We start from the raw sequence: 11,893 nt of genomic DNA, 5'->3' as shown, positions 1-11,893 counted from the left end.
CTATCGCAGTACTTGCCGCAGCTGCCTGCTTTACAGATGCGGCGCAGAGAAACCCCGATCCGTTTACGGGTTCATATTGCAGATATTACAGTTTGCAGATATTACAGTCAATTATTTAAAGTATACAGCACTGATGGAGAATGTCAAATCATTCTCAAAAAAATTTTATGAAATGTTACCGTTTTTTTGCTGCGGCGGGTCTGTATAGCCCGGCACAGGCCGGGGAATGCTGACAAAAAACGCAGGAGGAAAGCATATGAACGATGAAACGCAGCAGACCGACGCAGGTCGGCTGGAAAAAGAAGAGATTGAGGATCTGGGCACGGTCACGCTGGCCCGCGGCGGGCATGTCATCCACTGCCTGACCGTCATCGGCCAGATCGAAGGCCATTCGGAAGCACCGCAGGGCCAGAAGACCACGAAGTACGAGCATGTCATCCCGCAGCTGGTGGCCGCGCAGGAGGACCCCCGCATCGAGGGCCTGCTGGTGCTGCTGAACACAGTGGGCGGGGATGTGGAAGCGGGCCTTGCGCTGGCGGAGCTGATCGCCAGCGTATCCAAGCCCAGCGCAACGCTGGTGCTGGGCGGCGGGCACTCCATCGGCATCCCGCTTGCCGTCAGCGCCCGGCGCAGCTTCATTGTGCCCACAGCCACCATGACCGTGCACCCGGTGCGGCATTCCGGCGTCATTCTGGGGGTGCCGCAGACCATGCGCAGCTTTGAGCAGATGCAGCAGCGCATCACCGGCTTTGTGGCGGCCCACAGCGGCATGACCGAAAAGCGCTACACCGACCTGATGCTCCACACCGGCGAGCTGGTGATGGACATGGGCACCGTGCTGGACGGACGCCGGGCCGTGAAGGAAAAGCTCATCGACGAGCTGGGCGGGCTTTCGGATGCGCTGGCGTGGCTGTATAAAGAAATCGAAAAAGAGTAAGAAGACAGGACGGCAGATAGTTTCTCCAGCGAATGTCCTGGGGGTGGGACCCTGCTGCCGCAGGCAGTAGGGCGGGACTGGAGTCTTGCAACAGCGACGACCGCTGCCCGCGGCAGAAAACAGGGAGAAGCTGTTGGGGCAGCGGCCAGCAAGACGCAAGCGATAGCGAAGCGGATGCTGGGTGCCGCAACCTGTCGCTGTTCGCGGAGAAAGCTCCCTGCTGGCCTGCCGGGCTGAAGAAATTTGTACAACAATAGGTTTGCCATTTTCTTCCCTGCGTGGTACAATAATAAAATCAAATAGTGTGTCTACTACAAGTGTGGGGAACAGAGAAGAATGGCGACAAGAAAACGTAAAACAACAACACGGCGTGCATCATCGCGCAAAAAGCGTGCCGAACAGCGGCTCCCGGCAGGGCTTGGCACCCTGTTCGCAGGCCTTTTGCTGGTGGTGCTGGCCTTTGTGGAGGGAGATTCGGCATGGAAGGCCCTGCACGATGTGCTGTTCGGACTTTTTGGCTGCGGCAGCTTTGTGCTGGGCGCAGCCGTGTGCTGCCTTGCTGTGCAGTATACCCGGGGCGAAGACCTTCTGCCCCCGATCTTCAAGCTGATCCTGGGGCTGGTGTTTGCCTGCGGGACCGTGATCGTTTTTTCGGATATCCAGCCGCAGGGCATGTCTGCATTCCAGATGACTGCCGCCTGCTATGCCAACGGCGTGAATGCATGGCTGGGCGGCGGCGCGCTGGGCGCACTGCTGGGCGGCAATCTGCTGCTGCTCTGCGGCAGACCGGCGGCAAACCTGATCATGGCGGTGCTGGCGCTCTGCGTCAGTCTGTACATTTTTGACCTGACTCCGGCAGAGGTCTGGCAGTGGCTGTGTGCCGCATTCGGCGGGGTGCACGCAAAGGGTGCCGCCCTTGCCCGGCAGAGCGCGGAGCGCCGTGCGGAACGTGCGGCCGCCCGGGCGGCAGAGGCCGAGGAGGACGAGGAGGAAGCCGAAGACGAATATGAGGAAGAGGAGCCGGAGGACGAACCGGCCGGCCCTGCGTTCCATATCGGTGTGCCGGACTGGCTGAACGGCATCCGGCATTGGGGCCACAAGGTGACCGAAGAGATGGAAGCGGAGGAGCCGGAGGCAGCCCCGCAGCCGGAGCCGCCCGCAGACACTTCCGGCCAGCCGCTTGCCCAGCCGGAACCTGCCGCCCCGGCCATCACGCCGGTGCAGGTACGGGTATCCCGGCCCCGGGCTTCCTTTGACGTAGACCTTGGCCCCGACCACACTGAGGTAAAGGAGGGCGGCAGCGAGCCCATCGAGCCGCTCATCGTGGGCCCGGGCGGCACCTTTGGGCAGAACCCGCTGCGCCCGGCCCCCGGACCTGCCCCACAGCCCATCGTGGCAGATGCGGTGGAAACGGATGCGTCCGACTTCTTTGCAAAGGCCGCACAGCCGGTGCAGCCCGCGGCAGAAAGCTTTGATACACCGGTGATGCCCACCGTCCCGCCGGAAGCTCCGGCAGCGGCCATCACGCCGGAAATGCCCGCGGCACCCATCCAGCCCGCTGTGCCGACGGCACCCGCCCGTGTCAGTGCAGAAAACGCGGCGGCCATGCGCAGCGCACCGGATGAGGACGGCTGGATCAGCATTACTGCTGATCCGGTGGAGGAAAAGGACATCAGCACGCTGGTGGCAGCGGCAATGGAAAAGCCTGCCGCCTCCGAGCAGGCCGCGGCAGCGGCCCCTGTGGACGAGACCGAACCGGTGGATACCTATCAGTACCAGTACCCGCCCATCGAGCTGTTTGAAAAATCGCAGGACGAGACCGACCCCGGTGCGCAGGAAGAGCTGAAAGCCAATGCCCAGAAGCTGGTGGACACGCTGGAAAGCTTTGGCGTGCGCACCCGTGTGCTGGACATCTCCCGGGGCCCCTCCGTCACCCGGTACGAGGTGCAGCCCATGGCGGGCGTCAAGATCAGCCGCATCACCTCGCTGGCGGACGATATCGCACTGAACCTTGCGGTGGCGGACGTGCGCATGGAAGCGCCCATTCCCGGCAAGCCCGCCGTCGGCATCGAGGTGCCTAACCATAAAAAGACCCCCGTGTATATCCGCAGCGTGTTCGAGAGCCAGAGCTTTCTGCGCATGACCTCACCGTTGGGCATTGCACTGGGCAAGGACATTGCCGGTGTGGCTCAGGTGGCAGACCTGTGCAAGATGCCCCATCTGCTGATCGCGGGCAGCACCGGCAGCGGCAAATCGGTGTGCGTGAACAGCATCATCATGAGCCTGCTGTTCCGCTCCAGCCCGGAGGACGTGAAGCTGCTGCTGATCGACCCCAAGGTGGTGGAGCTGGCCGAGTACAACGGCATTCCCCATCTGCTGATGCCGGTGGTCACCGAGCCGAAAAAGGCCGCCGGTGCGCTGGGCAGCGCCGTGCAGGAGATGGAGCGCCGCTACCGCCTGTTTGCGGAGAACAATGTGCGTGACATCAAGTCCTTCAACAAGCTGGCCGCAGAACGGCCGGAGCTGGAAAAGATGCCCTACATCGCCATTATCATCGATGAGCTGGCCGACCTGATGATGGTGGTGGGCAAGGATGTGGAGGACTCCATCTGCCGCATCGCCCAGAAGGCCCGCGCGGCCGGCATGCACCTGATCGTGGCCACTCAGCGCCCCAGCGTGGACGTCATCACCGGCCTGATCAAGGCCAACATCCCCAGCCGCATCGCATTTGCGGTGTCCAGTCAGGTGGACAGCCGCACCATTCTGGACGGCTCCGGTGCCGAAAAACTGCTGGGCATGGGCGATATGCTGTTCATGCCGGTGGGTGCACCCAAGCCTACCCGTATTCAGGGCACCTTTGTGCGGGATGAGGAGATCAGCCGTGTGCTGGACTTCATCAAGCAGAGCGGCACCGTGCAGTACGATGAAGCCATGATCGAGGCCATGGAAAAGCACGCCATTCAGGACGGCAAAAAGGGCAGCAGCGGTGCGGATACGGACGAAGAGCCGGACAGCGACCCCATGTTCAAGCAGGCCGTGGAGGTGGTCATCGATGCCGGTCAGGCCTCCACCAGCCTTTTGCAGCGCCGCTGTAAGCTGGGCTACGCCCGCGCGGCCCGCATCATGGACGAAATGGAGCAGAAAGGCGTCATTGGCCCCTACGAGGGTGCCAAGCCCCGCGCAGTGCTCATCAGCCGCCAGCAGTGGATCGAACAGCAGATGAACCAGCCGGAGGAATAAAAATAAAAGAGCACTCGCCCGTGTTCAACCAAGAATGAGGATATTAGCAAATGGACAACTCTTCCCCTAAGATCTACACCGAATTTCTTCCCATCAGCCGGGCCGATATGGAGGCCCGCGGGTGGGAGCAGCTGGACTTTGTGGTGGTGGGCGGCGACGCCTATGTGGACCACCCCAGCTTTGGCACCGCCATCATCAGCCGTCTGCTGGAAGCCGAGGGCTATAAGATCGGCGTGCTGGCCCAGCCCCGCTACACCGACTGCGAGGACTTCAAGCGGTTCGGCAAGCCCAAGTATGGCTTTTTCATCGGCGGCGGCAACGTGGACAGCATGGTCAGCCACTATTCCGTGGCAAAGATCCCCCGCGCCGAGGACGAATACTCCCCCGGCGGCAAGGGCGGCGCACGCCCGGACCGCAGCGCCACTGTGTACACCCGCCTTGCCAAGCAGGCCTATCCCGACCTACCGGTGATCCTGGGCGGTCTGGAAGCGTCCCTGCGCCGCTTTGCCCACTACGATTACTGGCTGGACACCGTGCTGCCCAGCATCGCCGAGGATTCCGGCGCGGACATCATCAGCTTTGGCATGGGCGAGCACCAGACCGTGGAGATCGCCCGCCGCCTTGCCGCCGGGGAACCGGTGGAGATCATCACGGATGTGGACGGCACCTGTTACATGACCGACTTCGACCATCTGCCCGAACGCTACGTGGAGTGCGCAGGCTTTAAAAAGGTGGCGTCGGATAAGACCGCCTACGCCAAGGCCTGTCGCATCCAGATGGACAATCAGGACGTGGTCAGCGGCCAGATCATCGTGCAGAAGCAGAGCGAGAAGTATCTGGTGCAGAACATCCCCGCAAAGCCGCTGGTGCGCGGGGAGCTGGACAAGGTCTATGCCCTGCCCTACACCCGCCGGTATCACCCCATCTACGAGAGCATGGGCGGCGTGCCCGCCATCCGGGAGGTGCAGTTTTCCATCATCCAGAACCGCGGCTGCTTTGGCGGCTGCAACTTCTGCGCCATCCAGCTGCATCAGGGCCGCCGTGTCACCAGCCGCAGCGCGGACAGCATCGTGGCAGAAGCGGAGCGCATGACCCACGAGCCGGATTTCAAGGGCTACATCCACGATGTGGGCGGCCCCACCGCAAACTTCCGCTTCCCCTCCTGCCGGGAGCAGATGCTGCGGGGCATGTGCACCGGCGGCAAGCACTGTCTTGCCCCCACCACCTGCTCCCACATGATCGTGGACCACAGCGATTATCTGAAGATCCTGCGCCGGGTGCGGGAGCTGCCGGGCGTGAAAAAGGTGTTCATCCGCAGTGGCATCCGGTTCGACTACCTGATGGCCGACCCGGACGACACTTTCTTCAAGGAACTGGTGGAGTACCATGTATCCGGCCAGCTGAAGGTGGCTCCGGAGCACTGTGCCCCCAATACGCTGGCCTACATGGGCAAGCCGCCCATCGAGACCTTCAACAAGTTCAAGGATAAGTTCTATGAGCTCAGCAAAAAGGCGGGCAAAAAGCAGTATCTTGTTCCCTATCTGATGTCCAGCCACCCGGGCAGCACCCTCAAGGATGCGGTCTATCTGGCGGAATATCTTTACAAAAACCACATGCGCCCGGAGCAGGTGCAGGACTTCTACCCCACCCCCGGCACCGTGAGCACCTGCATGTTCTACACCGGTCTGGACCCCTACACCCTGAAGCCGGTGTTCGTGGAAAAGACCCCTGAGGGCAAAGCGCTGCAGCGGGCGCTGCTGCAGTACTACGAACCGCGCAACGCCGAGAAGGTGGTCAAGGCGTTGAAGATGACCCACCGGGAGGACCTGATCCCCCTGCTGGTGCCCGCCGTAGGCCGCCGCGCCGTGCAGCGCTCTGCCCGCCGGGCCGAAGCCGCCGATGTGACCATCCACAATGACGGCACCTATACGGTGCGCCCGAACCAGAAGGGCCATAACGGCAAGACTGCCCACGGCCAGAGCCGCGGCGCTGCACCGGCAGGCCGTGCGCCCAGCCCCGGCGCACGCTTTGCGCCCCATTCGGCACCCGCGCACAAGCCCAAAAACGATCAACAGAAAGAGAACGCAACGTGGAAAACTGGAAAGAAGAAAAAGTGACCCCGCATAAAAAAAGCCTGTGGCAGCGCCTTGCTGCGCTGGCCGCTGCCGCCGCGCTGGTACTGAGCCTTGCAGGCTGCAGCGGGCTGCCGTCCGTTCCGGGCGGAAGCGCCGATGTGGTGCCGAACCCGTCCTCTGCCGCTGCGGCGGTGGACACGGTGGATGCACCGCTGGAGGTGCATTTTATCGATGTCGGTCAGGCGCTAAGCGTGCTGGTGGAGTGTGACGGACAGTTCATGCTCTACGACGGCGGCAATGTGGACGACGGCAGTCTGGTGGTGTCCTACCTGCAGAGTCAGGGGGTGGAGCAGCTGGAATATGTGTTCTGCTCCCATGCCCATGAAGATCATGTGGGCGGTCTGGCTGCGGCGCTGGCCTACTTCCCGGCGTACCATGTGTACAGCCCGGTGACCGATGCCTCCACCAAGTGCTTTCAGGATTTTGTCAAGTACACCCAACAGCAGGGCCTGCAGGTAGAGGTGCCTGCCGTGGGCACCATGTGGCCGCTGGGCGGTGCCACCGTGACCATGCTGGGCCCGGTGGCACAGTACAGCGACACCAACGATACCTCCCTCGTGCTGCGCATCGACTACGGCTCCACCAGCTTCCTGCTGACCGGCGACATGGAAAAGACGGCGGAGACCGACCTTGTGAACAGCGGTGCCAACCTCAGGGCCGATGTTCTGCAGGTGGGCCACCACGGTTCCAGCACCTCCACCAGCTACCTCTTCCTGAATGCGGTGCTGCCGGAAATGGGAGTCATCTCCTGCGGTGTGAACAACAAGTACGGCCACCCCCACGAGGAGACCCTGAGCATCCTGCGGGACGCTGGGGTGGATGTCTACCGCACCGACCTGCAGGGCACCATCACCATTGGTTCCGACGGCCAGAACTACACCGTGGGCACCGAGCATTTTGCGGCAGATTCCGCGCTGAACCCCACCGACCCGGCAGCATCCAGCACAGCCCAGCAGACCTACATCGGCAATGTGAACAGCAAAAAGTTCCATCTGCCCAGCTGCCCGAACCTGCCGGCAGAGAAGAATCAGGTCCTGTTCTCCAGCTACGAGGAAGCCGTGGAAGCAGGCTATACGCCCTGCTCCAGCTGCATCAAATAAACTCGTCAGATCTGACGAGGCAAAGAAAAACCCACGGAAAGACGAATTTTGCAACGTCAGACCGTGGGTTTTATTCATATCGGAGTGGCGAGACTCGAACTCGCGGCCTCCTGCTCCCAAAGCAGGCGCGCTACCAACTGCGCAACACCCCGGCATCCGGCGGCACTGCTGCACCGCCGGGATATAGTATATCGTTTTTTGGGCCGTTCGTCAATACGGCATTGTGCACCAATGGGCAAAAACGGGCAGATCCTGCGCCTTCCCTTAATTAAAGGAGCGGAAGCCCTTGCCGATGATCTCGCTGGAGTTGACGATGGTGATAAAGCTCCGGGGATCGTTCTCGCGCAGGAAGTTGCGCAGCTGCAGTGCCTGACGGCGGGTCAGCACCGTGACAAGAACGCTGAGCTCGTGGTGGGTGTAGGCACCGTAGGCCTTTTCCACAGTAGCAGAGCGATTCATTTCCTTGATGATGAAGTCCAGAATGGGCTGCGGGTTGGCCGTCACGATGGTGCACACCTTGCGCAGGCGGATGTTCTCGATGGCACCGTCCACCACAAAGCTCTTGCCGATCAGGCCGAGGATACAGTACAGGCCGGTGCCCATGCCAAACCGCCATGCCGCCGCCAGCACGATGAGGATATCGCTGACCATCAGGGCCTTTCCGATCTCCATAGAGGTATATTTTGCCAGGATCAGGGCCACAATATCCGTACCGCCGGTGGAGGCGCCAATGTCGAACACGATGGCCGCACCAAGCGCCGGCAGGAACACTGCGAACACCAGATCCAGCATAGCGTCACCGCTCATGGAAACGTTGACGGGATAGAGCCACTCGCACACCGACACAAAAAAGGACAGCGCAAAGGAAGAGTAGATCGTCCAGCCCATGGTCTTGATGCCCAGAAAGACGAAGCCCAGCACCACCAGGATCAGGTTGATGATCCACATGAAGCCGCCCACGTTGATCCGGGGGAACAGGTCTGCCAGCAGAATGGACAGGCCCGAGGTGCCGCCAAATGCAAAATGGTTGGGATTTTTAAAGTATACGATGCCGACCGCAGTCAGGATCAGGCCAAGGTTCAGCTCACAAAAGAAATTTAAATTCTTCAGCATATTTTTCCAGCTGAACACTTCTTTTAAACTGTTCATGGGGTTCCTCCTATTTTAAACACGGCAAAATCCGCCTTGCACCATGCAAAAATATACTCTCCTTCTCTGCCGGTGTCAAGGGATAGAACAAAAGTTGTGGAAAATAACATCAATCGGAGATTTTTAGGAAGGGAGGACTCCTTCAGGCAAAGAGAGAAAGCTTTACCGTACTGCCAAGGGCCCCATCTCTGAGGGGGCTGTCACCGAAGGTGACTGGAGGAGTTAAGCTCCCCCTCTCGGGGGAGCTGGCGAGCGTATGCGAGACTGAGAGGGTTTTCTCTTGAAGAAATCGGCAGAATAGTGTATTATATAGTATTATGGAATATATAGGCACTTTGTGCCTTTGACAGGGGGAAAACATATGGCAGATAAAAACTTTCTGACCGACATCATCGACGCCGATCTGGCCGAGGGCAAGATCCGCGAGATCCATACCCGCTTCCCGCCCGAGCCCAACGGCTACCTGCACATCGGCAGTGCCAAGGCCATCTACATCAACTGGTCCATTGCAAACCAGTACGGCGGCAAGTTCAACCTGCGTCTGGACGACACCAACCCCGCCCGCGAGGGTGAGGAGTACGTCAACAGCATCATCGAAGATCTGCACTGGCTGGGTGCCGACCCCAACGGCGGCATCTTCTACGGCAGCGACTACTTTGATAAATGCTACGAGTACGCCGAAAAGCTCATCATGGAGGGCAAGGCCTACGTGGACGACCTGACCCGCGACGAAATGCGCGAGTACCGCGGTGCCGACGCCGGCAAGCCCAGCCGTCCTTCTCCGTGGCGTGACCGCACCCCGGAAGAGAACCTGGATCTGTTCCGCCGGATGCGTGCCGGTGAGTTCCAGGAGGGCGAAAAGACTCTGCGTGCCAAGATCGATCTGGCCAGCCCCAACATGAATATGCGCGACCCGGCCATCTACCGCATCAAGTACGCCGAGCATCACCGTCAGGGCAGCAAGTGGTGCATCTACCCGATGTACGACTTCGCACACCCCATTCAGGACGCCATTGAGGGCATCACCCACAGCATGTGCAGTCTGGAGTTCGAGAACCACCGTCCGCTGTACAACTGGGTCATCGAGAACATCTTCGGCACTGCCTTCCCCAAACAGCGCGAGTTTGCACGCCTGAACATGACCAACACCGTCATGAGCAAGCGCTACCTGCGTGAGCTGGTGGAAATGGGCATCGTGGACGGCTGGGACGACCCCCGTATGCCCACCCTGTGCGGCCTGCGCCGCCGCGGCTACACCCCCACCTCCATCTTCACCTTCGTGCGGGAGGCCGGTATCTCCAAGTCCGACAACCTCATCGACATGCGCCAGCTGGAAGCCTGCATCCGCAGTGAGCTGGACCTGACCGCACAGCGCCGCATTGCCGTGCTGGACCCCGTAAAGCTGATCGTGGACAACTACCCGGAGGACAAGACCGAGTACTTTGATGTGGCCAACAACCCCAACCGCGAGGCCAACGACACCACCACCCGCAAGGTGGCCTTCACCCGCGAGCTGTGGATCGAGAACGAGGACTTTGCCGAGGTCCCGCCTCCGAAGTTCAAGCGCCTGACCGTGGGCGGTGAGGTGCGTCTGATGGGCGCATACATCGTCAAGTGCGAGAGCGTGGAGAAGAATGCCGACGGCAGCATTGCGGCCATCCACTGCACCGCCGACCTCGAGACCGGCAACGGCAATCCCGCCGACGGACGCAAGGTCAAGGGCACCATCCACTGGGTGAGTGCCGCCCATGCCGTGGACGCCGAGGTGCGCCTGTACGACAAGCTGTTCACCGAGGCCAACATGAACGCCATCCCCGAGGGCAGCGACTACAAGGACTACCTGAACCCGGAAAGCGTGGTGGCACGCAAGGGCTGCAAGCTGGAAGAAAGCCTGAAGGACGCAAAGCCCGGCGATAAGTTCCAGTTCGTGCGCACCGGCTTCTTTACCCCGGACAGCAAGAACCCGGGCGTGTACAACCGCGTCGTCACCCTGCGTGACAGCTTCAAGCCCGCAAAGTAATCAAAGGAGCATCCACCTTTCATGAAAAACAAAATGACCCGGAACGTGATCCTCATGGCTGTTGTTACCGTTATCATGGCAGTTGCGCTCAGCCTGTACATCCAGAACACCGGCACCGTGCCTGCCGCCGACAACGCCGCCAGCCTGACCGATGGCACCTATACGTCCAGCGCGCAGGGCTGCCTGAGTGATGTGACTGTCAAGGTCACTGTCACCGGCGGCCGGGTGACCGGTGTGGAGATCGACGCTTCCGGCGAGACTCCCGAACTGGGCGGCACCGCTGCCGAAGCTCTGGCAGCTGCATTGCTCAAGACCGGTTCTACCGCTGGCGTGGATGCTGTTTCCGGTTCCACTATGACCAGTCAGGCCATCTTTACCGCCATGGACGACTGCCTGCGTCAGGCTCAGTAAGCGGCAAAGCGCCTGCATCCCGAATCAATCCCAGGCATAGAAAAGGCCCCTGCGCGTCCTGCGCAGAGGCCTTTTTTCTGTTTTTCAACGCGCTGCCGCGTTTTCTCATCGCTTACTGAAAAAGATTGCGGAATGCACCGCCGCTCTGCTGCTTCTGCACAGCCACAGCGCCGGTGTACACCTTGCAGGTGGCGTTCCGGCCTTCCGGAGTGGACGCCGTAATGGTGGCTTCGCCTTCGCCCACAGCCGTCACCGTGCCATTCACATCCACCGATGCCACCGCCGGGTTGCTGCTGCGCCATGTGATGGGCACTGCCGCCGGGTTTTCCACGGCCACGCTGGCGGTAAGAGCCGCCTTGCCGCCCATGTCTTCCAGATACAGGCGCGACTCGCTCAGGCTCACCCTGCCAATGTTGTTCGTCACCGTCACGGCACAGCTCAGGGTCGTGCCGCTTGCCGTATCGGCATACACGTTGGTGATGCCCTCCGCACAGGCAGTCACTACACCGTCCGGGCTTACGGTCACGATGGACGGGTCTGCACTGCGCCAGCTTACCACGCTGTCCCCTGCCGTGTCCAGCGACAGCTGCTCGTGGGGTGCGCGGTCGTTGTACTCAATGTTCAGATACAGAAACGTACGGTTCAGCCGTGCACTTTCCTCGCGGGTTGCCGGGCCGTTTTCGGCCATCCGATAGTTAGATGCAGCCGCCGCACCCAGCGGCACTGCCAGCAGAATGCCGCAGGCCAATGCTGCCGCAAACACCACAGACTTTTTGACTTTCATAAAGGTTTCCTCCCTTCGCGCTGCAATCTCTACAGCTTTCCATCCTTATAATACCCCATTTGTGTGAACTTTTCTAGTTATTTTGCGAATTTCAAGAGAAACAGCAGCAGCTTGAGC

The 11,893-nt window shown here is 60.7% G+C and carries 8 protein-coding genes and 1 tRNA gene; 6 read left to right on the top strand and 3 right to left on the bottom strand.

Annotated elements, in window-relative coordinates:
* Positions 1–256: 256 nt before the first annotated feature.
* The 4 genes from ACKXF9_RS04600 (at position 257) to ACKXF9_RS04585 (ending at position 7,412) form a co-directional block, all read left to right on the top strand.
* Entirely contained in the window at positions 257–937 is a 681-nt protein-coding gene (locus tag ACKXF9_RS04600) for a ClpP family protease (RefSeq protein WP_249237980.1), read from the top strand.
* Positions 938–1,273: 336 nt separating this feature from the next.
* Positions 1,274–4,177, top strand: coding sequence for a DNA translocase FtsK (locus ACKXF9_RS04595; protein ID WP_418265438.1), 2,904 nt, complete (start codon positions 1,274–1,276; stop codon positions 4,175–4,177).
* A 50-nt stretch (positions 4,178–4,227) separates the two neighbouring features.
* Complete coding sequence (locus tag ACKXF9_RS04590; RefSeq protein ID WP_418265437.1) at positions 4,228–6,294, top strand: YgiQ family radical SAM protein; 2,067 nt, start codon at positions 4,228–4,230, stop codon at positions 6,292–6,294.
* Positions 6,267–7,412, top strand: coding sequence for a ComEC/Rec2 family competence protein (locus ACKXF9_RS04585; RefSeq protein ID WP_339395457.1), 1,146 nt, complete (start codon positions 6,267–6,269; stop codon positions 7,410–7,412). The genes ACKXF9_RS04590 and ACKXF9_RS04585 overlap by 28 nt, the downstream gene beginning before the upstream one ends.
* A gap of 79 nt (positions 7,413–7,491) precedes the next feature.
* Here ACKXF9_RS04585 and ACKXF9_RS04580 read toward each other — a convergent pair.
* Positions 7,492–7,564, bottom strand: a tRNA-Pro gene (locus tag ACKXF9_RS04580).
* A 112-nt stretch (positions 7,565–7,676) separates the two neighbouring features.
* Positions 7,677–8,561, bottom strand: a complete 885-nt coding sequence (locus tag ACKXF9_RS04575) for a YitT family protein (RefSeq protein ID WP_348584522.1) — start codon at positions 8,559–8,561, stop codon at positions 7,677–7,679.
* A 361-nt stretch (positions 8,562–8,922) separates the two neighbouring features.
* On the opposite strand from ACKXF9_RS04575, the gene ACKXF9_RS04570 reads away from it, so the two are divergent.
* Together ACKXF9_RS04570 and ACKXF9_RS04565 are read left to right on the top strand one after the other, a co-directional pair.
* Positions 8,923–10,581, top strand: coding sequence for a glutamine--tRNA ligase/YqeY domain fusion protein (locus ACKXF9_RS04570; protein WP_339395455.1), 1,659 nt, complete (start codon positions 8,923–8,925; stop codon positions 10,579–10,581).
* Between the two features lie 21 nt (positions 10,582–10,602).
* A complete protein-coding gene (locus tag ACKXF9_RS04565) occupies positions 10,603–10,992 on the top strand; it encodes an FMN-binding protein (protein ID WP_418265436.1) in 390 nt (129 codons plus the stop codon).
* Between the two features lie 112 nt (positions 10,993–11,104).
* Here the strand turns inward: ACKXF9_RS04565 and ACKXF9_RS04560 are convergent, their stop codons facing one another.
* Positions 11,105–11,776 carry an Ig-like domain-containing protein gene (locus ACKXF9_RS04560; RefSeq protein WP_418265435.1) on the bottom strand — a complete coding sequence of 224 codons (672 nt, stop codon included), beginning with the start codon at positions 11,774–11,776 and terminating at the stop codon, positions 11,105–11,107.
* Positions 11,777–11,893 lie beyond the last annotated feature (117 nt).

The sequence above is a fragment of the Faecalibacterium sp. 9 genome, assembly GCF_048320955.1.
Lineage (GTDB): Bacteria > Bacillota > Clostridia > Oscillospirales > Ruminococcaceae > Faecalibacterium > Faecalibacterium wellingii.
The sequence above is the reverse complement of the archived record's forward strand: the minus strand, read 5'-3'. Positions and strand labels throughout refer to the sequence as shown.

What these genes read in the sequence shown, in the direction of transcription:
- ACKXF9_RS04600 (WP_249237980.1), top strand. Translation starts at nt 257, where the DNA reads ATGAACGATGAAACGCAGCAGACCGACGCAGGTCGGCTGGAAAAAGAA.
- ACKXF9_RS04595 (WP_418265438.1), top strand. Translation starts at nt 1,274, where the DNA reads ATGGCGACAAGAAAACGTAAAACAACAACACGGCGTGCATCATCGCGC.
- ACKXF9_RS04590 (WP_418265437.1), top strand. Translation starts at nt 4,228, where the DNA reads ATGGACAACTCTTCCCCTAAGATCTACACCGAATTTCTTCCCATCAGC.
- ACKXF9_RS04575 (WP_348584522.1), bottom strand. Translation starts at nt 8,561, where the DNA reads ATGAACAGTTTAAAAGAAGTGTTCAGCTGGAAAAATATGCTGAAGAAT.
- ACKXF9_RS04570 (WP_339395455.1), top strand. Translation starts at nt 8,923, where the DNA reads ATGGCAGATAAAAACTTTCTGACCGACATCATCGACGCCGATCTGGCC.
- ACKXF9_RS04565 (WP_418265436.1), top strand. Translation starts at nt 10,603, where the DNA reads ATGAAAAACAAAATGACCCGGAACGTGATCCTCATGGCTGTTGTTACC.
- ACKXF9_RS04560 (WP_418265435.1), bottom strand. Translation starts at nt 11,776, where the DNA reads ATGAAAGTCAAAAAGTCTGTGGTGTTTGCGGCAGCATTGGCCTGCGGC.